The organism is Bacteroidales bacterium (assembly GCA_035353855.1).
Taxonomy (GTDB): Bacteria; Bacteroidota; Bacteroidia; order Bacteroidales; family CG2-30-32-10; genus DAOQAK01.
This window is the reverse complement of the sequence record DAOQAK010000003.1, coordinates 1-23,250: the sequence shown is the minus strand read 5'-3', so window position 1 is coordinate 23,250 and position 23,250 is coordinate 1. Positions and strand designations below refer to the sequence as shown.

General features: G+C 31.5%; 20 protein-coding genes. 10 read left to right on the top strand and 10 right to left on the bottom strand.

All coding sequences use genetic code 11. The features are described 5' to 3' along the window. Positions 1-18 precede the first annotated feature (18 nt). Positions 19-1,224 carry an S-adenosylmethionine:tRNA ribosyltransferase-isomerase gene (locus tag PKK00_01040; GenBank protein ID HNW96978.1) on the bottom strand — a complete coding sequence of 402 codons (1,206 nt, stop codon included), beginning with the start codon at positions 1,222-1,224 and terminating at the stop codon, positions 19-21. A 72-nt stretch (positions 1,225-1,296) separates the two neighbouring features. Here PKK00_01040 and pssA point away from each other — a divergent pair, with 72 nt between their 5' ends. From pssA to PKK00_01025, 3 genes are read left to right on the top strand one after another with little or no spacing between them, the layout of a single operon-like run. Further along, positions 1,297-2,025, top strand: a complete 729-nt coding sequence (gene pssA, locus PKK00_01035; protein ID HNW96977.1) for a CDP-diacylglycerol--serine O-phosphatidyltransferase — start codon at positions 1,297-1,299, stop codon at positions 2,023-2,025. After that, positions 2,009-2,263, top strand: coding sequence for a phosphoribosylformylglycinamidine synthase subunit PurS (gene purS / locus PKK00_01030; GenBank protein HNW96976.1), 255 nt, complete (start codon positions 2,009-2,011; stop codon positions 2,261-2,263). The genes pssA and purS overlap by 17 nt, the downstream gene beginning before the upstream one ends. Positions 2,264-2,278: 15 nt before the next feature. Next, positions 2,279-2,536, top strand: coding sequence for a hypothetical protein (locus PKK00_01025; GenBank protein ID HNW96975.1), 258 nt, complete (start codon positions 2,279-2,281; stop codon positions 2,534-2,536). Here the strand turns inward: PKK00_01025 and lptB are convergent, their stop codons facing one another. The 4 genes from lptB to PKK00_01005 all read right to left on the bottom strand — a co-directional run bounded on the left by lptB (position 2,537) and on the right by PKK00_01005 (position 6,915). Continuing rightward, entirely contained in the window at positions 2,537-3,262 is a 726-nt protein-coding gene (gene lptB / locus PKK00_01020; GenBank protein HNW96974.1) for an LPS export ABC transporter ATP-binding protein, read from the bottom strand. It abuts the gene before it with no gap. A gap of 78 nt (positions 3,263-3,340) precedes the next feature. Then, a complete protein-coding gene (locus tag PKK00_01015) occupies positions 3,341-5,743 on the bottom strand; it encodes a DUF5686 family protein (protein HNW96973.1) in 2,403 nt (800 codons plus the stop codon). 297 nt (positions 5,744-6,040) lie between these two features. Then, positions 6,041-6,391 carry a carboxymuconolactone decarboxylase family protein gene (locus PKK00_01010; GenBank protein ID HNW96972.1) on the bottom strand — a complete coding sequence of 117 codons (351 nt, stop codon included), beginning with the start codon at positions 6,389-6,391 and terminating at the stop codon, positions 6,041-6,043. 23 nt (positions 6,392-6,414) lie between these two features. Next, positions 6,415-6,915, bottom strand: a complete 501-nt coding sequence (locus PKK00_01005) for a tetratricopeptide repeat protein (GenBank protein HNW96971.1) — start codon at positions 6,913-6,915, stop codon at positions 6,415-6,417. 98 nt (positions 6,916-7,013) lie between these two features. Between PKK00_01005 and PKK00_01000 the strand changes: the two genes are divergently transcribed. Further along, positions 7,014-9,164, top strand: coding sequence for a tetratricopeptide repeat protein (locus PKK00_01000; GenBank protein ID HNW96970.1), 2,151 nt, complete (start codon positions 7,014-7,016; stop codon positions 9,162-9,164). Between the two features lie 28 nt (positions 9,165-9,192). Here PKK00_01000 and PKK00_00995 read toward each other — a convergent pair whose 3' ends face one another. The 3 genes from PKK00_00995 to PKK00_00985 are packed head-to-tail and all read right to left on the bottom strand — an operon-like array spanning position 9,193 to position 11,713. Then, positions 9,193-10,623 carry a radical SAM protein gene (locus PKK00_00995; protein HNW96969.1) on the bottom strand — a complete coding sequence of 477 codons (1,431 nt, stop codon included), beginning with the start codon at positions 10,621-10,623 and terminating at the stop codon, positions 9,193-9,195. After that, positions 10,620-10,997 (bottom strand): DUF2304 domain-containing protein, encoded by a 378-nt coding sequence (locus tag PKK00_00990; protein ID HNW96968.1) that lies wholly within the window; start codon positions 10,995-10,997, stop codon positions 10,620-10,622. The genes PKK00_00995 and PKK00_00990 overlap by 4 nt, the downstream gene beginning before the upstream one ends. After that, the gene (locus tag PKK00_00985) at positions 10,976-11,713 is read right to left on the bottom strand and encodes a glycosyltransferase family 2 protein (GenBank protein HNW96967.1); all 738 of its coding nucleotides are present in this window, start codon (positions 11,711-11,713) and stop codon (positions 10,976-10,978) included. Before PKK00_00985 ends, PKK00_00990 begins: the two co-directional genes overlap by 22 nt. Before the next feature lie 467 nt (positions 11,714-12,180). Between PKK00_00985 and recQ the strand changes: the two genes are divergently transcribed. The 3 genes from recQ (at position 12,181) to PKK00_00970 (ending at position 15,628) form a co-directional block, all read left to right on the top strand. Then, on the top strand, positions 12,181-14,349 hold the full coding sequence (gene recQ / locus PKK00_00980) for a DNA helicase RecQ (protein HNW96966.1): 2,169 nt from the start codon (positions 12,181-12,183) through the stop codon (positions 14,347-14,349). A 175-nt stretch (positions 14,350-14,524) separates the two neighbouring features. Beyond that, entirely contained in the window at positions 14,525-15,187 is a 663-nt protein-coding gene (locus tag PKK00_00975; protein HNW96965.1) for an OmpH family outer membrane protein, read from the top strand. 6 nt (positions 15,188-15,193) lie between these two features. Then, on the top strand, positions 15,194-15,628 hold the full coding sequence (locus PKK00_00970) for a hypothetical protein (protein ID HNW96964.1): 435 nt from the start codon (positions 15,194-15,196) through the stop codon (positions 15,626-15,628). Positions 15,629-15,934: 306 nt separating this feature from the next. On the opposite strand, the gene PKK00_00965 is transcribed toward PKK00_00970, so the two are convergent. Beyond that, complete coding sequence (locus PKK00_00965; protein HNW96963.1) at positions 15,935-16,774, bottom strand: hypothetical protein; 840 nt, start codon at positions 16,772-16,774, stop codon at positions 15,935-15,937. A 617-nt stretch (positions 16,775-17,391) separates the two neighbouring features. On the opposite strand from PKK00_00965, the gene PKK00_00960 reads away from it, so the two are divergent. Genes PKK00_00960 through PKK00_00950 form a run of 3 tightly spaced genes read left to right on the top strand, consistent with a single transcriptional unit; the run spans position 17,392 to position 22,614 of the window. Then, on the top strand, positions 17,392-19,143 hold the full coding sequence (locus PKK00_00960) for a tail fiber domain-containing protein (protein HNW96962.1): 1,752 nt from the start codon (positions 17,392-17,394) through the stop codon (positions 19,141-19,143). Positions 19,144-19,147: 4 nt separating this feature from the next. Beyond that, a complete protein-coding gene (locus PKK00_00955; GenBank protein ID HNW96961.1) occupies positions 19,148-20,053 on the top strand; it encodes a T9SS type A sorting domain-containing protein in 906 nt (301 codons plus the stop codon). Continuing rightward, positions 20,050-22,614 (top strand): hypothetical protein, encoded by a 2,565-nt coding sequence (locus PKK00_00950; protein HNW96960.1) that lies wholly within the window; start codon positions 20,050-20,052, stop codon positions 22,612-22,614. Before PKK00_00955 ends, PKK00_00950 begins: the two co-directional genes overlap by 4 nt. Before the next feature lie 162 nt (positions 22,615-22,776). Here PKK00_00950 and PKK00_00945 read toward each other — a convergent pair whose 3' ends face one another. Continuing rightward, a complete protein-coding gene (locus tag PKK00_00945) occupies positions 22,777-23,112 on the bottom strand; it encodes a nuclear transport factor 2 family protein (GenBank protein HNW96959.1) in 336 nt (111 codons plus the stop codon). Positions 23,113-23,250 lie beyond the last annotated feature (138 nt).

The window sequence follows — 23,250 nt, the reverse complement described above, 5'->3', positions numbered from 1 at the left end:
AATTATAAATACTTTGAATTATGGTTTAAAGTAGCAAACATCGCCATAACTAAGAAAACGAAAATTATTATTTAAAGCATAATCATAAACATTTTTCCAATACGTTCCTATAAATGCTGAAACCAGCAATAGCAGGGTACTTCGCGGTTGATGGAAGTTGGTAATGATTTCGTTTACGATTTTATATTGAAAACCCGGAATGATTATTATTCTTGTACTCCCATGAATAACATCTGTTTTATTTTTATTACAATAGTTAATAATTGCATGTAATGCATCATTTACCGGGATCCCTGTATAATCAGATTGATAGGGATTCCATTGTTCAATTGTGAAAGCATTTTCTTTTTTGTGTACCAGGTTTATCCCAACATAGTAAAGACTTTCCAGTGTTCTAACAGAAGTTGTTCCAACAGCAATTATTTTATCGGGATGTGATAAAATTTCTTCGATAATTTTTTTTGAAACAGAAAATGTTTCTGTATGCATTTGATGTTCGGAAATTTGTGAGGATGAAACCGGTTTAAATGTTCCTGCCCCAACATGAAGAGTGATGAAAGATGTTTTAATATTTTTGTTGTGAAGTGATGAAAATATTTTTTCGGTGAAGTGTAATCCTGCTGTAGGTGCAGCAACCGAACCTTCATAATGTGCAAAAACAGTTTGATATCGTAAGTTGTCGGAATCATTGGCTTGTCGCGATATATAGGGAGGCAGCGGAATTTTTCCTATAGTTTCAATAATAGATGCAAAAGATAAATCAGCAGGTTGCCATTCAAATTTTATTAAAAAAGTTTCATTCGATTGTTCAATCTTTTCGGCAGTAAGCACGATATCTTTTTCTTTCAGGGTAAGCTTTCCCTGTTTCCATTTTTTATTATTTCCAACCATGCATTTCCATATAACTCCTGATTTGGCGGATAATGCAATTTGATGATCGGTTGAGGGCATAACTGGTTCCAAACAGAAAATTTCAATTTCCGAACCGGTTTCTTTTTTGAAATGCAATCGCGCATGAATAACTTTTGTGTCGTTAAAAATTAACAAACTATTTTCCGGAAGATAATTTTCAATTGAAGAAAAAATATTTTCTGAAATTTTTTTTTCTTTACAGATCAAAAGTTTTGACTGGTCGCGTTGTGCAAGAGGATATTGGGCAATGCGTTCTTCGGGCAGTTCGTAGTCGTAATTTTCAATATTTATATCTGAAATTAATTCTTTCATTTTGTAAAATTACTCATAAGTGAAATATTAAAGAATGAAATGGGAAAATAAATTATAAATTTGTACCAAATTATGAAACTGTATAAACACATTCCAAACTTTATCACTTCTCTTAATCTTTTGAGTGGATGTATTGGTATAGGGTTACTCTTTTCGGGTAATATTATTGAAGCCTCTTGTTTTATTGCAATTGCTGCTGTATTTGATTTTCTTGATGGCTTTTCAGCAAAATTATTAAAAGCGCAATCGGCAATTGGTAAAGACCTTGATTCGCTTGCCGATGTAGTAAGTTTTGGAGTTTTACCCGGACTGATCATGTTTACCATGCTGAATATGTGTTTCAGTGAAGCTGAAGGATGGCAGAAGTATTTACCTTTTGAAGCTTTTTTAATTCCTGTATTTTCTGCATTGCGACTGGCAAAATTCAATAATGACGAAAATCAAACGGAAAATTTTATTGGAATGCCAACACCGGCAAATGCTTTATTTATTGCATCAATTCCGTTTATTATTTTGAATGGAAATGAAAGCCCGACATACTTTACCATGTTGTTCGGAAATCCCGGATTCTTATTGGCGCTGGTTATTATACTTTCGTTTCTGCTTGTAGCTCCGGTAAAACTTTTTTCATTGAAATTTAAAAGTTTTGGATGGAAAGAAAATGAAATCCGTTACATCTTTTTGATCGTTTCACTGATAGCATTGATATTATTGCAATATATAGCAGTACCATTAATAATTATTTTTTATATAATTTTATCACTCATAAATTATTCTAAGAAAAATGAAATTCCGCGCTGAAATAAACATTATGCCATTAAAGGCATTGCTCGACCCACAGGGTAAAGCTGTAACATCAAGTATGAAGAATATTGGTCTTCCAGAGATATCAAATGTAAGAATAGGAAAACATATAACTCTTGAGATTGAAGCTAAAGATAAGATTACTGCAAAAGAAAAAGTAGATACTGCATGTAAAAAACTTTTAGCGAATATGATCGTGGAATTTTATGAGTTTGAAATTATAGAAATTAAATAAAACTTCTACATATTTATGGATGATGCCGGAGACGATAACTTAATTGTTTTGCGTGCATACAATTTTCAGTATGAAGCGTTAATTGATAAGGCTAAGCTTGATTCGGCAGGTATTGATTGTTTCCTGAAAAATGATAATATGGAAATTATTCAGCCTTTTTTTTCACAATCTGTGGGAGGAATAAAACTTATCATTCGACAAAGTGATGCTGATTTAGCAAATAAAATACTTGGTTATATTGATGAGGATGATTCGCAGAACGAAATACAATAATTATTTCCTCAATTCAAAATTCTTTCCAAGGTAAACCCTGCGAACTTGTTCATCATTGGCAAGGTCTTCGGCAGTTCCCGATTTTAAAATTTTTCCTTCAAATAAGAGATACGCTCTATCGGTTATAGAAAGGGTTTCGTGAACATTGTGGTCGGTGATAAGTATGCCGATATTTTTTGACTTTAGTTTTGAAACAATAGTTTGAATATCTTCAACTGCAATAGGGTCAACGCCTGCAAAAGGTTCATCCAATAAAATAAAACTGGGGTTCACGGCTAAAGCACGCGCAATCTCCGTACGACGGCGTTCTCCGCCGGATAATGTAATGCCTAAACTTTTACGAACATTCTGCAAGCCGAATTCTTCGAGCAGCATTTCTGTTCGCTCTTTCTGTTCTTGTTTTGAATAGGATGAAAATTCAAGAACAGTTTTGATATTATCTTCAACACTTAATTTACGAAACACCGATGCTTCCTGCGCCAGGTAGCCAATTCCGCGTTTGGCGCGTTTATACATGGCTTCATCGGTAATATTATTATTATCGAGAAAAATATTTCCGCTATGCGGTTTAATCATCCCCACTATCATATAAAACGAAGTTGTTTTCCCTGCACCATTTGGTCCTAGTAATCCTACTATCTCTCCTTGCTCTACATTAATGGATACATCATTAACAACCATTCGTTGCTTATATTTCTTAAAGATATTTTCTGCGCGTAAAACCATTTTTCAATGTTTAATGTTCAATGATAAATTTTAAATTTCCATATTTCATTTATCATTTATAATTTAAAATTCATCATTCTAAAAATATACCTGGAAAGTTCCAAGAATTCCAAAATTATTAACTTTATTCCCATCCGCTTTTAAATGATCTAAATGCGAAAGCCTCCAAACCGCGTTAATTTTAATTAATTTAAAAATATTTTCTACTCCTGCACTAACTTCAAAATATGGTTTATCAAGTTTTGTCATACATGAAGGAAAAGTTGTAGTTTGATTATTTTTAGGGGAAAGCTCTCCAAATGCGGCTCGTACCGAAGCTGTTTCTCTCCATTTCAGTTTGCGCATCAATGGAATTTTATTCAGGAATAGTCCGTCGAAATGATGAACATAATATCCTGTAACATATTGGTCGCTTACAAATTCATAATAATTCATCATGTTAAACGCGTAATCATCAAACACCCATGTTTCATTGCCTTCATGAAGTTTTAATAATGGATAGGGTAGTGTTCCCCATATTTTACCGGCTTCAAGAATATATTTCGACCAACCGAAAGAGCCAATGTTAAACCAATGTTCAACACCAAGCTGCGCACGAGTATATTCGTAATCGCCATTCCAGAATCCTTTTATTCCATAAGCATATTTTAAAGTAAGCACAGGGTATTCTGTTCCCATACTGGTACGTTCAAATTCACCGAAAACAAATTTTTCGTTGTATGCAAATCTTGTGTCGAGCTGAATTTCTGAGGTTGTTATTGAATTCATTTCATCCAGCTGTCCACCATTGATGAACTGAAATTTTGTAATCCCGAGAGGATAAATATCGCGGTGAATAAAATGGATGGTATTTGAAAATCCGTTGAACCATTCATGTTCATAATGGGATTTAAATTCTTTCACCATGGTTAGTTTGTCATAAGGGCTGCGACGCAATAACGAAGCAAGAATATTATCGGTGATGAATGAATTCTGACTTTCACCCAATTGTTCTATATCATATTTATACCATGCTCCTATTGATCTTCTTGGGTTTTTGTTGAGCATGTACACGAAACCCCCGCCATATTTGAATTCCTGGTCTTTAGTTCCATATGCCAGGTGCCCGTCGATCATAATTTTTGTGCTGAAATCATTACTGGTTCTGCCTCCAATTCTTATACGTGCGCCTTCAAGATCATTAAAACTAATAATATTAAAATAAGGACCCCATTCAATATTCCCTTTAACATAATACCCCATGATAATTGTTTTCACAACATCAACATAGGTTCTGAAAAGTTTAACGGTTTGAAGTGTATCAACCATTTTATAAACTGCTTTTTCGTCTTTCGATAAAGTATCGTGACGGTGTGCAACCCAGAATGTATCTGCTTTTGCCGAAGCTCCTTCTTCAACAGTAATATTAGTGGGTGTGTTATAAAATTGATCGTCCTTTGGTTTATTGAAAATATAATCTTTGTATGAAGTGGTTTTTGTTCCGTAAAAACCCATATTGTTTTTTGTGTTGTTTACGAGGTTGAAGTCAACAATAAGTTTATCCACAGATACCATCCAACAGCTATCATTAATGTTTTCGAACTCCTGCTGGGTAACCAGGTCATTAATAAAATTAATATTTGCATCATCGGCAATACGCATGTCGAATTTTTTGATGGCAAAACTTTTATCGGCAACCCAGAAATATCCGGTAAACGTGAGTTCCTGTTTACGGCGTGGTTTGAACATGATTTTATAACACCAGTTTTTTCCGAAATAAGTGCTGTCAGTAAGATAGTATCTGTAGTATGCAAGACCAAAATTTGCAATAGGACTTACAAAATTTTTATCAAAAATAGTTACATAATTGTTGTATACATCAACATCCTGGTACATATCTCCAAGGAATTGCGCGATGCTTTCGTTGTCCACTCCGCTAACACGTGAAGCTTTAATGATTTCTTTTTTCGATTTGGGTGATGCCCTGAAATATACATCAGAAAGTGTTTCTGTAAGAAAAAGCGGCAAATATGATTTTCCGTTTACTGTTGATGTGTCAATATTTTCGAATACAAACTGGAAAGGTTTGATCATTTTACTGTCTTTGAATTTTTCAGAGATATTATTAGCATCGAATTCAATTTTACTGTATGCCTGGTATTCGTATGACTGCAAGTCTTCGCCACTGTTTTTCTTTTTATTTTCAATTACTTTTTTCAGAAGAATCTCGGCAGGGTTTGTTGTAGGGTGTATTACCAATTCCTTTAAACTGATTTCGTTTTCGAGCAGCGCGAAGTTGATGGTCTGAAATTTATGTAGTACTATTGGTTTACGAACGGTTGTGTATCCTACAAAAGATGCGGTAAGCGAATCGGCATTAAAATTAAATTCAATAGCATATTCTCCGTTAAAGTCGGTACGTACGCCGGTAGTTGTACCATTTATATAAACATTAACAAAGGACATTGGTTGCTGGGTAAGCGAATCGATTACTTTTCCCATAATTTTTGTTTTCAGGCTTTGAGAAAAAAGAGAGCCCTGAAATAAATTAAAAATCAGGATGAAAAAAAACAAAAACCGGAATGAATATTTTATTTTAAACATAGGCTATTAAAAGAAAAACAAATATACGATAATTACATTTAATGTTTTTCAAAAATTCAAAAGGAAAGTTATACTCGTTCTTAACAGATTTGCGAAAGCAAAGATGATTAGACCGAGTTATGCCGTATAGGAACAAATAATATTTTTTGCAATCGCCACCTTTTGACATGTTCTGTATCGGTATAAAATTGGGATTTAACAATTTTCAAGTGTTAAATCTTCCCAAAATTCTATTGCTCTTCTCAAATGAGGTATTACAATAGAACCTCCTACAATACTGGCTACAGAAAATATTTCAAAAAGTTCTTCTTTAGTGATCCCGAGCTTGTAACATTTTTCTATATGATATTTTATACAGTCATCGCAACGTAATACTACTGATGCAACAAGACCAAGCATTTCCTTTGTTTTAACAGGTAGTGCGCCATCAGCATAAGTGTTGGTATCGAGATTAAAGAAACGCTTTATAACAAGATTATCAGCAGCTAGTATTTTTTCGTTCATTTTTGAACGGTATGAATTAAAATCGTCAGAAAGTTTGCCCATTGGTTTTAATATTAATATGATGGTTATTTTTTATTTTGATTTTCTTTTCCCTTCAGAGAAATATTCAGATTGTTTGTAGCCAGTTGGTCGCCGGGTAATATTTCCAAAGCTTTTTTACCGGCTGCTATGGCTTCGTCCCACATGCCAAGTTGATTATATGCTGAACATAAATTATTATAAGCATAATAACTTTTAGAATTATATTTTAGTGCTTCGCGCGATGCTTTAATACATTCATCATACATTGCCCTGTTATAATAGGCAAGGCTGAGGTTTATAAAATTCGTTTCATTAGGTTTGCTTAAAGCTAAATTGATAGCTTCCTTTAAAGCGGCGGATTGCTCTTCGGGATTTAACGTAGTGGTATCAACTCCTTCAGAAAGTTTTTCATTAATTCCTTTATTTGGGATAGCGTGATTTTTATATATTAAAAATATTACCGGTATCACGATAAATAATGTGATTATATAAATAACGATTTTATTTTCGGGTTTTTTTATTTCCTCTTTTTTTTGGGGTTTCATAAGAAAAAATGATTTTAAAAAAAATGATAAATTTGCTGACAAATTTAATAATATCACTATTATTTCATTCTATAAAAAATTAAAATAAATATAAGCATTTGAATAAGTCGTTAAAAAATATAAAAGTCAGGAATGAAAAAAATAATTTTTTTTTCTGGTTGCTGACATTCGTTTTGTTCACAGGGCTTGTTATTACTTATTCGAATCACTTTAATAATCCATTTCATTTTGATGATGTTCATACTATAGAAAATAATGTATGGATAAGAAGTTTATCAAATATCCCGAGATTTTATGTTGATGGAACAACTACCAGTTCCTTACCGTCGAACCAGGGTTATAGGCCCGGCATAACTACTCTAAACGCCATAGATTACTGGATGGCTACAAAAGATTTTTTTAAAGTTGGAGCAAATCCTTTGCATCCGAATGAAAGCGGGTTAAAACCATTTTATTTTCATTTATCCATATTCATTAGTTTTATTTTTCAACTGGTATTGATGTTCTTGTTCTTTAAAAAAATATTTGATAAATCATTATCAAACGAATGGAATAAATTTATTGCATTATTTGCTGTAGCGTTATACGGGTTTCATACAGCAAATGCTGAAACCATTAATTATATTATAGCACGCTCCGATTCCTTCTCAACGTTAATGATTCTTCTTTCATTTGTTATTTATATTTATTTTCCTCAAAAAAGAAAATACCAGTTTTTTCTGCTTCCATATATTTTTGGTTCTCTTGTAAAGGAAACGGCTTTAATGTTTGCACCTTTGCTTTTTGTTTATGTTATTCTTTTCGAGATGCAGGTTGATTTTACAAGAATATTCCGGAAAGAAAACTTAAAAAAGGCAGGCACATCATTATTGATTGTATCTCCTGCATTGGCTTTTGGAGTAATCCTTTTTATTATAAATTCATTACTTACGCCTAAAAGTGTTCTTCGTGCTATCATTTCTCCATTTAATTATTTGATAACACAACCATTCGTAATGGTTCAATATTTTAAAAACTTTTTCCTTCCTACGGAATTATCGGCGGATACCGACTGGCAGGTACTTGAAACAACATTTGCAAATAATTATTTATTGGGTTTGTGCTATTTAATTATGGGATTAATGTTCATAACAGGAATGATATGGCTTGCAATACGTTTATCAAGGAAAGAAATTTATCGTCCTGTCTCTTTTGGAATTTTTTGGTTTTTTATAGCTCTGCTGCCCACTTCAAGTATATTCCCGCTTTCGGAAGTGCTGAATGATCACAGGATGTTTTTCCCTTTTGTTGGATTGACGGTTTCATTTATATGGGCGTTAGCACAAATCATTGTATTCAGAAATATAACATCGGTTAAATTGCCGGCAAAAAAGAAATTTATTTTTATTGTGTTGATGTTTGCATTGATTATTCCTCATGCATATGGAGTTCATCAGCGAAATAAGGTTTGGAGTTCATATGAATCATTATGGTATGATGTAACGAAAAAAAGTCCATATAATGGTCGTGGTCTGATGAATTATGCTTTATCGAAAATGAGGAAAGGGGAGTATAGTGAAGCAAAAAAATATTTTAACAAGGCATTAAAATTAATTCCAAATTATTCGCTTTTACATATTAATCTTGGGGTACTATATTCCGCGCTTGGCGATAGATATAACGCCGATAAATTTTATAAAAATGCTATTGCGCTTGGTACATATGCCGATCAGGCTTGTTATTACTATGGAGACTACCTGTTTAATTGTAAACGTTACGAAGAAGCAAAGATGTATCTTCAGAGAGCAATTTCTATCAATCCTGCATATGCAGAGCCTCGTTATTCGCTTTTGAATTTGTATTTTTTTACTGAAGATTGGGATAATTTAAAACGGCTTGCTGAAGAAACATTACAAATGATTCCCGGTGATGCAAAGTGCCTGGCTTATATTGATGCTGCAAAAAATAAAAAATCAAAACTTGATGTGGCTTTAGAAACAGCAAATACCAATCCTACTCCTGAAAATTATTTAAACTTAAGTTTGTTTTATTATGAAGCAGGAATGTATAATGAATGTATTAATGCATGCGAAAAAGCACTCCAACTAAAACCCGATTTTGCTTCTGCCTATAATAATATCTGCTCATCGTATAATGCTTTAAAAATGTACGACAAGGCTATTGAAGCCTGTAATAAAGCAATTAAGTTAGAACCTGGTTTTGAGTTAGCAAAAAATAATCTAAAATTTGCACAGTCGCAAAAGAAATAATTATTCCCGGGTAAAATTTTGTATGTGATTATTTTTTATTTTTCAGAATAAAAAAACTTGCTTTGAAAACAGTTTTAAACCTTTTAAAACCGCCCTTCCCAAAGAAACTAAAAAAGTAACGTAATAATATTCTTGGACGTAAATAAAATTTGCGATAAATCTCTTTATGCTTACTTAATAATATTTCTTTGGTTAATCCTTTGGGTACAAAAACAGGACGCCAATAATTAAACTCAGCCCAATTTGTTTTATCAATGCTTCCGTAAAGCTCTGCTTCGGTATATTGTTGTGATCCTGGAATGGGTGTGTTTATTGTAACTACAATGTCATCCAAATTCAAACGGCAGGCAAGCTTTATGGTTTTGTCAATCGTTTCAATCGTTTCTGTTGGATGACCAATAATAAAAAATCCTTTCGTTTTTATTTTAAGTTTTTTGCACCAGTTTATCACTTCTTTAGCTTTGTCAAGCGAAATATTTTTTTTAATCAGTTTCAGAATATTTTCATCTCCTGATTCTATTCCAAATGAAATATGCCAGCATCCTTTTGATTTAATAAAATTCAGGAATTCATAATCGGTGTTATTAATGCGGCTCATGCAGGTCCAGTAAAATGAAATATTTTCTTTGTCAAGCAATTCAAATAATTTGTAAATACGTTTTTTATCAATAAGGAACGTATCGTCAACAAAAGCAATTTCACGAATATTATAATTCTTTCGTAATAATTTTATTTCTTCAACAATATTTTCTGCCGAACGTTGGCGGTATTTTCTGCCGAAAATATTATTATCACAAAAAGTGCATTGGCTCGGACAACCACGACTGGTTATCATATTTACTACCGGCAGTGTTTTATAATTGGAAGGTGGCGGAGTGTATAAATTTATATTATCAATCAGGTCAAATGCCGGAAACGGGAGTTGGTCAAGGTTTTCAATATATGCTCTTAAAGGGTTGATTGAAATATTTGTTTGTTCACGGTATGTGATACCTTTTACATTTTTTAAATCTCCGTTTTCATTAATTGTTTTAATAAGTTCAATCAATGTGTATTCTCCTTCATGCAAAACCCCGAAATCAAATTCTGCAAATGACATTGCATGATTCGGATTAGCCGTAACATGTGGACCTCCCAGGATTATTATTACATCATTAAAATGTTTTTTGATTTCTTTGGCAATTTCAACAGCTCTGTGAAAGGCAACAGTAGTAGAACTTATTCCAACAAACTTTGGTGAAAAGGAATTAATTTCAGAAATAATTTCCTGTGATGAAAGTTTATTTGCTTCGGCATCTCTTACTTTGATTTCAATATGATTCAGCCTAAGGTAAGATGCTAAATAGTAAATGCCAAGGGGTATTTGGTCGCCTCCTGCATTACCAATTTCCGATGAATATCTTTCCTGTTTGGTTATAGGAGGATATAAAAGATAAAATCTATTCGGGTCAATACTCATTTTTCAGAAATGGGTTCACTATTTTTTTTGTTGATCTTATTTTTCAATAACGCAATTTCCTGTGAAAGTTTTTTATTCGTTTCCTGCAGTTTCGATACCACAACAGATAAATGCAATAGGTAAATGAATATTCCAAAAATAGCTCCCATGAAAACAACGTTTGGTGGAGAGAATACGCCGAAAAATTCAGCAACAACAGCAAGTCCATTTCGCCAGAAAGAAAATGCAATAAGCATAATGGTACTTACTACCCAGAAAATGGCATATTCTTCTCGTAACTTTCCTTTGATAATAAGATAGCCAATATAAAATAGAAATGAAACGCTGACTGCAATACAGGTTATTTGAATTTTTAAAGGTATGATATCTTCCATAAATTAAATTTTAATTTTATAAAAGTAAAAAAAATAGCAAGACTAACCTTAAACATATAATATAACTTCAGCAAGCCTTTGATAGATGATATGCCGCCTTTTCTTTCTTCCATCTGAACAGGTGTTTCAGAAATTTTTAAGTTATAATATTTATAAATCACCAATGCTTCAGGCTCGGGATATTCATCAGGATAATATTCATTTACTATATTTAAAGTTTTACGATTAATAATTCTGAAACCAGATGTAGGGTCACTAATTTTTATTCCGCAAAGTGATTTTAAAAGAAATCTGAAAAATTTTATTCCAACTCTTCTCATATAGAATGATTGAAACCCTGTGTTTTCAATAAATCGTGAACCTATGACAATATCTGAATTGGAGTTGATTATTTTATCAAGAAGCTTTGGAATTGCCGAAGTAGGGTGTTGCCCGTCACCATCAACCTGAATTGCATAATCGTAATTATTTTCTAAAGCATATTTAAAACCGGTTTGTACAGCTCCGCCAATACCGAGGTTTACAGGAAGGTCAAGCAAAACACAATTTAATTTTTCGGCAATCATCGGAGTGTTGTCGGTTGAACAATCATTTATAACTATAGCATCAAACTGATAATTTCCTGAATTATTTAATGCAATAATTTCTGAAACCACTTTAGCTATGGTTTCCTGCTCATTAAAAGCCGGGATAATTATTGCAATTTTTAATGCCATGATTTGAAAATAATATTATGTTGTAAAATTATTATTTTTATATTTACTATTTAAAGTTTCTGATGATCGGATGAATAATTGTTTGTATTATTATCAAATAGTTTTTTTGGAAAAATATTTTTTTAAGCCAAAAAAGAATGAATTATTTTTTACCATAAATTTAGTAGTTAATAACGAAATAAAAATAGAAATCGTCTAAAAAAAATTATTTTTTTAATAAAATCTGACCTATTTATTTTTTTATATTTTTGACGAATTATAATACTATTGTAAAAAAAATTTTTATTTTCGTAAAAAACAGGAAAATTGTTTATATATTTATATTTATTAATTAATCAAATGGCTTGATGAAGTCAAAAGCAGAAATAAAAAAAGCGGAAACGAAAAAAGTTGAGAAAGCTGCCATGACAGAGAAACCGAATGCAGAGTTCAAAATTGACAAGAAGATTGACAGCACATTGAAAGATATGCTAAAAAAAATCTTTGGGTTTGAATCGTTTAAAAGTGACCAGGAAGCAATAATTAAAAATGTGCTTGCCGGTAATGATACATTTGTTATAATGCCTACCGGAGGCGGTAAATCAATGTGTTACCAGTTGCCGGCATTGATAAGTAAAGGTACAGCAATTATAGTTTCTCCTCTTATTTCTTTGATGAAGAACCAGGTTGATGCAATACGTAATTATGCTACAGAACCCGGTGTTGCACATTTTCTGAATTCATCTCTTTCTAAAAATGAAATAGCTCAGGTTAAAAAAGATTTGCAGGATGGGAAAACAAAATTACTCTATGTTGCTCCCGAATCGCTTACAAAAGATGAAAATATAAAATTCCTTTCTAAAGAAATTGATATATCATTTTTTGCTATTGACGAAGCACATTGTATTTCAGAATGGGGACACGATTTCAGGCCCGAATACCGTAGGCTGCGTCCTATTATCGAAGCTATCGAACATAAAGTTCCTATCATTGCTCTTACAGCTACTGCTACACCTAAGGTACAACTTGATATTCAGAAAAACCTGAATATGCTTAATGCAAAAATTTTCAAATCATCATTCAACAGGCCTAATCTTTATTATGAAGTCAGACCCAAAACTGAAGATGCAAATAAAGAAGTAATAAAATATATTAAATCACAATACGGAAAATCAGGTATTATTTATTGTCTCAGCAGAAAAAAAGTTGAAGAACTTGCTGAAACGCTACAAGTCAATGGAATTAAGGCATTGCCATATCATGCAGGGCTTGATTCACAAGTCCGTGTTGCTAATCAGGATAAATTCCTGATGGAAGAGGTTGATGTCATTGTTGCTACCATTGCTTTTGGTATGGGTATTGACAAACCTGATGTGCGTTTTGTTATTCACTATGATATTCCCAAAAGTTTGGAAGGATATTACCAGGAAACCGGTAGGGCAGGACGTGATGATGGTGAGGGGAATTGCGTTGCTTTTTATAGTTATGATGATATTCAGAAACTGGAAAAATTCATGAAAGGCAAACCTGTTGCTGAACAGGAAATAGGAGGTCATTTACTTCTTGAAGTAATTTCTTATGCCGAATCAGCCGTTTGCCGCAGAAAACAATTATTGCATTACTTTGGAGAAGTTTTCCCTCAGGATAATTGCCAGAATTGCGATAATTGCCTGCATCCCAAATCAAAGTTTGAAGCCCAGGATTACGTGGTTACTTTGCTTGATACGGTTCTTGCCGTAAAACAATTATTTAAAGCAAAGCATATAATTAATGTGTTGATAGGAAAAAACTCCGCAACCATCAAATCATGTAAACATGATAAACTTGAAGTATTCGGGCGAGGTTCTGAAAAAGATGAACGCTTCTGGAATTCGGTAATTCGTCAGACACTTATTGAACGACTTCTGTTGAAAGATATTGATAATTATGGATTATTAAAGGTTAGCCAGGAAGGATTGGATTTTCTTGAGAATCCACATTCCGTGATGATGACCTTGGATCATGATTATGAAAATACCTCTGACGATGAATTCTTTACTTCGGGTGGTGCTAAAACTAGCGCTACGGATAAAGTTTTATTTGCATTGCTAAAAGATCTTAGAAAAGAAATGGCCAAAAAGCAAAACTTGCCGCCATTTGTAATATTCCAGGATCCTTCACTTGAAGATATGGCAATCCAATATCCTATTACTGTTGATGAATTGAAAAACATTACAGGTGTAGGTGCTAGTAAAGCACAAAAATTTGGAAAAGCATTTGTTGAACTCATAGCGAAATACGTACAGGAAAATGAAATAGAACGACCTATTGATATGGTCGTGAAATCAGTTGTAAATAAGTCAGGCCTTAAAGTATACATTATTCAAAGTATTGATAGAAAAATTGCCCTCGATGATATTGCTTTTGCAAAAGGCTTAACTCTTGATGAACTTCTTACAGAGATTGAAAGTATTGTTGCATCAGGTACAAAATTGGATATTAGCTATTATATTAATGAAGTGTTGGATAAAGATCCACAGGAAGAAATTTTTGAATATTTTAAAACTGCCGAATCTGATTCCATTGATGATGCACTTCAGGATTTGGGTGAAGATATTTATACTAAAGAAGAAATCAGGCTGGTTCGCCTGAAATTCATGTCGGAAATAGGAAATTAAACCTTTCTTTTTAAGAATTTTAAGTATTAATGTTAATGGATATTAAGGTATAATCTTTATACTATTCCTTTATTTCTATATACCCCTATACAATTATTTCCAATTATTTTATAAATATTATGAATTCAGTTTATCATTACAAAAATGATTTAATTACTTTTGCAAAAAAATAATTATGGAAGAAAATGTTCTTAACACAGAAAATACATTGGCTAAATCCAATGATAATTGCAAAACAAACTGTTGCAGCAAACTTACTTTTTATTTCAGTATTATATCATTATTGGGGGTAATCGTTCTTTTTATATTGTTCTTTTTTGGTAAGAAAGATGATATAAGCACCAGGGTAATGGATATTAAAAATAAAACGGTTTCTGTAGGCTACGTTAATTCTGATACCATTATGGAAAACTATCTTCTTGTAAAAAACATGAAAGATAGTCTTAAGGTAAAACAGGATATTGCTGAAAAAAGTTTACTGGCAAAACAAACCGCTTTTAAAAGCAGTGTCTTGGCATATCAGAACAAAATGAAAGCCAATTTGCTTTCAATCGATGAAGCAACAAAAACTGAAAAAATACTTTCACAACAACAAGAGGATTTATACACGCTTAATGATGAAATGACATCACAACTTGCAGCAGAAGAATTAAAAATAAATAATATGCTTCAGGATAGCATAATAAATTTTTTAAACCGCTATAATAAAAAATATCAATTCGATTATATATTAGGCTTCGCAAGAGGTGGAGGTATTCTTTATGCTAATGACAGCCTTAATATTACTAAAGAAATACTTGATGGATTAAACAGGGAGTACAAAACCGAAAAGAAATAAATTATTATGAGAAAGTCTTTTGTTTTTTTATGTGTCGTTTTAATGTTTGTCTCCTGTTCCGAGAAAACAAAAAAAGTTGTTGAAGAATCCTATTCTGATGGTTCTCCAAAAGTTGAAAAATATTATGTGGGTGAAGGAGAAAATAAAGAAATGGTAAAAGAAGTAGACTATTATTCCAATAAGCAAAAAATGATGGAGGGCGAATACAAAGATAACAAGCGCCATGGTGACTGGGTTTATTATTATGAGAATGGGAAAAAATGGAGTGAAGGTACTTTCGAAAACGGGCTTGATGAAGGGAAGCGAATTGTTTATTACGAAAATGGCGAGAAACGTTATGAGGGAAATTATAGTAAAGGTGAGGAAGTTGGGTTATGGAAATTTTATAATGAAAAGGGAGTTATGGAAAAACAAGTCAATTACGATACAATAAAAAAATAATTAGAAAATAGAGGGTATATCATACCCTACATCTGGCTTCAAATTTAATAATGAATTGATTTAAAATCATATCCCAGTTTCTAATAGGTCGTGTCCATTTTTTACGGATGTTGCAAATAGCAAGAAAGAACGGATGTTGCAAATAGCAAGAAAGACAGACTTTAGCGCAGATTGATCATCAGGGAAGTTAATACCTTTTATAGTTTTACTTTTACCTTTCGATTATTTATAAAACCCTTTTATTGTTGTAAAAAGCACTTTGATTGTTTTAATTTTGCCTGTCAGTTATTTTATTATAGCTGTCAGTTATTTATAAATCCCTGTCATATTTTTACAAAGCGCTTTGATTGTTTTACAAATAAGGTAGGTATATTTAAAAAATTTCCTGGGTGTTGTATATTTTAAAGAGCTTATTTGATTATACTGGGGGCTTGTTGCACCGAACAGTGATTTTATATATGCTTTAACATCGTTGGCTATAGAAACCATGCCGGTAATATCTTTGTAAAGGACATCATTCCGAGCTATTCGGACGTTACTTAATGGAGTTGCCGCATTTATTACAGCAGTGTTTTTAGCTTTTAAATCGTTATATAATGTAGTAAGCACAGTAACCTTTAAATCGGCTTCGTTGGGAGCATAAAGCGTAATACTGGTTAAAAGCTTTATAAGCTTATCGAAATTATCAAGACGATTATCGTAACTCATTTGCGATGCTGATATTTGTTTAATTTCTTCGCTTATAGTATTTCCTTCCGGTTGTGTTTCGGAAAGTTTACGGGGAAGGGGCATAATTTCTTTTTTTTGTGTAGCTCTTTTGCCAGTGATTTTTCGGGTGATGGTTTTCGCATCATCAATTTTTTGCACTGTAACTTCGGAACTTTCCAATGCACTTAAAACGCGTGTTGTGAATTTACTTAAAGGGTTAAACAAGATTTCGCGTGCATCGACAGCCACTGAATAAGCATTAAACTTGTCCTTTACAGTTGCCAGTGATGTTTGGGCAGTAGTAAACAAGGTGTTTAATGCTGTGAGTTTAAGAGCTGCTTTAGCGGGGTTGTAAGTTGCACCATATCCTGTACAAAAGGAAATTAATTGTTCAAAATTGGCTACATTTTTTGCGTGGCCGGTTTCATTTGTTTTCATAGTTTTAAAAATTAATTGGTTATTAACTATTAATAAAACGCAGGTAAAAAGAAAATTATTGTTTAATTGAATGATGGGATGATTGAATGATAGAATGATCAGAAAAATTGAAAGAGTGAAATATTTACCAGATATAAAATCAACCTTACCACTTATACGAAAAATTACGCAATCTACAAAGCCGCTATTGTCATTCTGAAATATTTTACAGTTTCTGCGAAAAATATTTTTTGTAAAAAATTTATCCTTATCAATTTCATTGTTTAACGCTTACAAAAATCATTTTACCTAATTCATGCAAAAACTGATAATAATCGCAAAATGTTAATTATTAACTTTTAACATTAAAATAATAAATAACTACTTATATTTGCAATAAGTAACAAATGACAATAATTTTTATATAAATAAAAATAAAAACCTCCTTAACTGGAGGAATATTCAAATAACGCAAATACTTAATATATTACCAACAGAAAGGAGGATACGGCAAAGATACGAATAAATAATACTATATGATTGCATAAATTGTAATATGGATAGTCCGCTGATTGATATTGACTGCGAAAATGGAAATATCATAAAAGTTATTTTATAAATTTAAATTTATTGAAAAAATGAAAAAGCTAATTATTTTATCTTTAATATTAATGTTTGCATATAGCAATACTAATGCACAATTAAAAATGTTATCAAATGGTGATGTTGGTATAGGCTTTTCAAGCCCAGTACATAAACTTGAAGTGAAAGGGAGTATTTCAATATACAATCCTGATGAAAATGGAGATATTTCTTTGTATTTTGGACGAGAACATACTTCAAATAATTATGGGAAATGGGGAATTCAGTACGTACACGCAGGTGAAATTGAAACAAATAGTTTAGGTGGTCTTAATTATTGGGTACCCTTTGGATCAAACAATGTATTTTTTATTGCAGATAATGGGAATGTTCTTATTGGTAAAAATAAACAGGATAATACAGCTTATAAATTAGATGTTACTGGCAACATTGGTTCATCTAATTTAGAAACAAATTCCACAACACATTCAATTAGGTTTGGTATTGAAAGTGGTTATTCAGAAGATGAAACGAATATAAGATCTAATGTGTTTTTGGGGTATAAAACCGGATACTATAATACCACTGGCAGCTATAATACATTTAATGGAGGCTGGGCCGGAAATGGTAATACTACCGCATCATATAATACATTTAATGGATATAACGCAGGTATGAGTAATACCACTGCATCATATAATACATTTAGTGGTTCTTATTCCGGTTTTTATAATACAACAGGTATTAGAAATACGTTTAGTGGATATGCTTCAGGTGAATTTAATACAACAGGTAGTTATAATGCATACTATGGATATGTTGCAGGTATGGGAGCAAATGGAGTAAATAATGCTCAATGTACTTTTATCGGTTCTAATTCTTATCCTACTGTAGCACGTACCAATGTAACCATGATAGGCTATGGTGTATCAAATGGTCAGTGTACTGGGGATAACCAAGTTTGTCTTGGAAATACTGCTATTACTCAAATTCGTGCTGCAGTAACAACTATTACTGCATATTCAGACGAAAGAATAAAAGCAAATATTAAAGAAAATGTAAAAGGATTGGATTTTGTATTAAAACTAAAACCGGTAACATACAATATAATGCCTAAAGTCCTTCATCAAATATGGGGAACGCCGGATTCATTAGTAAATAGTATTGATTTTTCTGAGGCTGAGCAAATGGCTTGTATTGGTTTTATTGCGCAAGATGTTGAAAAAGCAGCAAAGGAAAGTGGGTTCGATTTTCCTGGACTTGATGTGCCAAAGAATGATAAAGATGTTTATTGTTTGCGCTATTCTGATTTTATAATGCCAATGGTAAAGGCAATTCAAGAATTAAATACAAATAATGAGAAACAAAAAGCCAAAATAGATTCATTACAAGATATCATTTCTGAAATTCAATCTTTAACGGAAACGATAAAACAGCAAGAAGAAAAAATATTGCAATTACAATCAGACATAAATACATGTTGTAATTTATCCGATAAATCGGAACAAAAATCTTCAAAAAATAATAGCAATAACAGCTCTATTGAAAAAGCAGTTTTATATCAAAATACACCAAACCCTTTCTCTAAAGAAACACAATTAAAATATTTTATTCCCTCTGATGCACAATCGGCAGCTATATATATTTATAATATGCAGGGAACTCAATTGAAAAAAATAAATATTAACAGTAAAGGTGATGCTAATATTACAATTCAAGGTTCCGAATTTAAAGCAGGAATGTATATGTATACATTAGTTGTTGATGGAAAAGAAATTGATACGAAGAAAATGATTTTAACGGAATAAAAAAATGAAAAATAAAAAAATATATTTCCTTATCCTGAATTTATTTATTTCGATTAATTTATTCAGTCAACCATATGAATCAATATATGGAAAAAAATCTACTGAATGGGCTATCTTTTCTGAAGGTTTTACTACATATGAAACAAATACTTTTACAATATGTTGCGATACTACTATTAATTCCAAACCATATAATAAGATAGTTTTAATAAATAGTAATAATTGTCTTTCACCTCAAAGATGCTATTTTATAAGTGAAGATACAACTTCTGGAAAAGTTTGGTTTTATGATTCGGGTTTAGAAAAGGAATATTTAGTAATGGATTTAAGCTTAAATATTGGGGATACTTTTAAATTAAATCCATATGCTTTTTATCCTCAAGCCGACTCAATTGCAATTGTTGATTCTGTTTATTCTAAGAATGGAAATAAAATTATAAGGATTAATTATCTTAATCATTTACCAGCCAATCAAGAGAAATTAACATTTATTGAAGGGGTTGGTCCAAATTTTAGTGTTCTTTTCCAAGCAAATTACTATATTTATAACCCACCTCGTCAGTTACTGTGTGCCTCAAAAGATGGCAAATATGTTTATAAAAACAAAATCAATATTAGTAGCTTTGAAGATACTTGTTTTTACGTAATAGTTAACATTAAAGAAACAAACGTAAATACACAAATTAAAACATTTCCTAATCCATTGAAAGAAGAATTAAATATAAATTTCTCAGAACCTTATGAAGGCGATTTTATTATATATAACAGCTTAGGATGTATTGAAAAAAATGAATCTTTAAAAAACACTTTAAACTATAGAACTGACATACGTACACTAAAAAAGGGAATTTATTATATCCAATTTTTAAATAATAAAATATCTATAATTAAAAAAATTGTAATACAATGAAAGCTTCAAAGAAATTATATACTATAATAATGTTATTTTTTTGTTTATTTGAAACAAAAGCACAGTTAATAGAATGGAAGACTTTTTATACTCCACCTTCAGGGCAACAATCAAGAAGTAATTATTATAGCTGGGAGGGGTATGCTTTTCAAAATTTTGGTAATCAATATATTAAGCCTGTAGGTACATATAGGGCATTAAATATTCTTGTAAATATAATATGGGACCAAACTCCTGCTAATAATCCTTGTCAAGATAATAATGGTATTTGGGATAATGCAGTAAATGAAGGAATAAATAATGAAGCAATTCCTATTTCAAGTTTTATGACAGGTTTTTTAGATTCAGATTATAATCCTAATAATGTTGTAGGTTACATGACGAGACTTTATCATGAATCTTCTTTTGGTAATCTTGTAATTCTAGGGGATTGGACTGTTGTAAACATAAAACAATCAACAATAACACCGAATAACCCAGGAAATTCTTTTAGTTATTATGTTATAGCACAGAAAGCTGTAGATTTAATAAATGTAAATGGATTAAATTCTTTGTATGGACATAATCTGTTAAGTGATTATGATAATAATAATGATAATATTATTGATGTTGTTAATATAATGTATAGAAACCCTAATAGTTCATTGAATAGTATTTCAATTGGTTCAGGGTATTCTGGAGGATTTGGAAATACCATCAAAATAAATGGGAACTTTTATTCCTGTGCAAGCGCAACTTTTAATGGAGTTGGTAACGGAAACATTAGTAATGGTTGTCAAATAATTACTCACGAAATTGCACATCAATTTTTTGGATCGAATGCATTTCATACTTCTGGAGGTAATCATTATGGAACAAGTGAAGCGGTATCATCAATAGGAATACAAGGTGGTTATGGTTTAATGGGATGTTATGGTTCTTCTTTGTTAAGTTGTAATGGTTATGAACGATGGCGAATGCATTGGAAAAGTTCGACATATAATACTAGCCCTTATTACATTGCTGCTAATAATTTAAATTCTGATATACAAAAAACTGATGGTAATAAAACTTTTATATTGAGAGATTTTGTTACTACTGGCGATGCAGTAAGAATAAAATTACCATATAAGGATAATAGTAATTGTTCCTATCAATATATTTGGCTTGAAAACCATCAGGTAGGAGTAAATAATAAAATTGATTATATGCAATATTCAAATACTCATAGTTGTCGAAAACCAGGAACAGCAGGTATATATGCTTATATTCAAGTTGGAAGAGACATTTTAGAGAGTACGAGTTCATCTGATGTATGGCCATCAGCAGAAACAGATAATTTAAAACAAATTTCCGCAGAAGGAAATTGGGATATGACATTAATGGATCCTGTTATTCCTAATTGTGTAGCATGGTCATCTACTCCAACAGCAAGAACAGAAATGATTAATTTATCAAATCCTTTAATGGGTTATAATGATTTATTATCTCATTTTTTCGATCAGACAGGAACTACTTCAACACTCAGTGGAAGTAATGGATGTGGTATATTTAAAAAATATTACAGTACAATAAAGTATAATGATAGCATACCAAATTTAGGAGATGTTTACGATGCTTTTACTGGTACTAAAATAATGAGTATAGGAACTAATCCGTCTTCTTGTAATTTAGCTACATATTATTTAACTCAATATGAAAATCAAAACCCACAATTTCAACCTAGCAGTACTCAAAAAAATAATTCAAAAATATATTTAAGTGGACTAGCAATTACAATGACTGATTTGCAAAACGGAACATATCAAGCTTCAATTGTTTGGGATGATTATAATATTAATAATGATGTTAGATGGACGGGTGAAGTTGTTCTCAAAGAACAATTGAATCTTGCATCAGATAAAACTATTTCAATAGATCAAAACTATACTCCTTATAAGATATATAAAGATGCTTTAACTGGCGTATTTGCTTCAACAACTAAATTTAACGCAGAAAATGGTTCAACCCTAACTTTACAATCAAATTCTAAAATTGAGTTGAATAATTTAAGTGCTTTTACGTTGGAATCAGGAAGTACTATGAATATAAATGATGGAGGAAAATTAGTTGTTAAACAAGGATGTTCACTTATTATTAAAAGTGGAGCAAACCTAAATATATATAATAATGGAAGTATTGAAATAGAAAATGGAGGATATATATGTATTGAAAATGGTGCTAACGTCAATTTATCTGATTATTTAAGTGTAATTAATCTTAGATCAGGTTACATTAGCGGAGTCAACCCAAATATTGGAATAACAGCTAGCTGTACAACAGATCCTGTTTCTTTTTCTGTATCTGGTAATGGAGAGATTAATACTTTTTCAAGTGATGAATATATCCAAAATATAACAATAAATACTAATAAGTACTTCAATGGAATCAATATATCAGCAGGATATGATGTTACCACATCAATTCCTTATGGTAATGTAATAATTCAAAGTCCAGCAAAAGTTATACTTGACGCAACAAATGAGATATTATTAAAAAATAGTATTGAAATTCAGAGTGGCAGTACATTTGAAATGAAATAATTTTTATTTATAAAAGCGGGGGTAGGAAAATACAAATTAATTAATAATACTGCCCCTGCTTATTTTGCTTCAAAATATTTAAACGAAGATGAGAAAATATTTTTATAACTGTTATCACATTTTATAAAACAATGAACATTTATAAAATAATTGTCAGTTATATTATGATGTGTGATCAGATATAATTACCCATTTACCTTTTATTTTTTTCCATATCAAAGAATAATATCCGCTAAGATTATCATTTTCCCTGGCAAGTTCCCAGCGACCGGTAACCATAATAATATTTCTTTTCAACGATTCAAATTTGATTTCCGAGAAAGTAAGCATACCCATCTTTTTTTTATCGGGATATGAAATTTTATAATGTTCAAGAGTATTTTTCCATCCGTATGTTATGCCCGATTTACCAATAAATTTCAGTGAATCGGAAATCCAGTAATAAGCCATATATCCTTCAATATTTCCTTTGTTCCATTCATTTTCCTGGGCTTTCAAAGAGTTCAGAATTATTTTTTCTTTTCTGTTATTTTGAGAAAAAGAAAAAACATGAATAAAAATAAATGAAATTAAAATATAATAACCTGAGTTCGGTTTAAGCCACCAAAAGTAATTGTTCTTTAAATTGCTGTATTA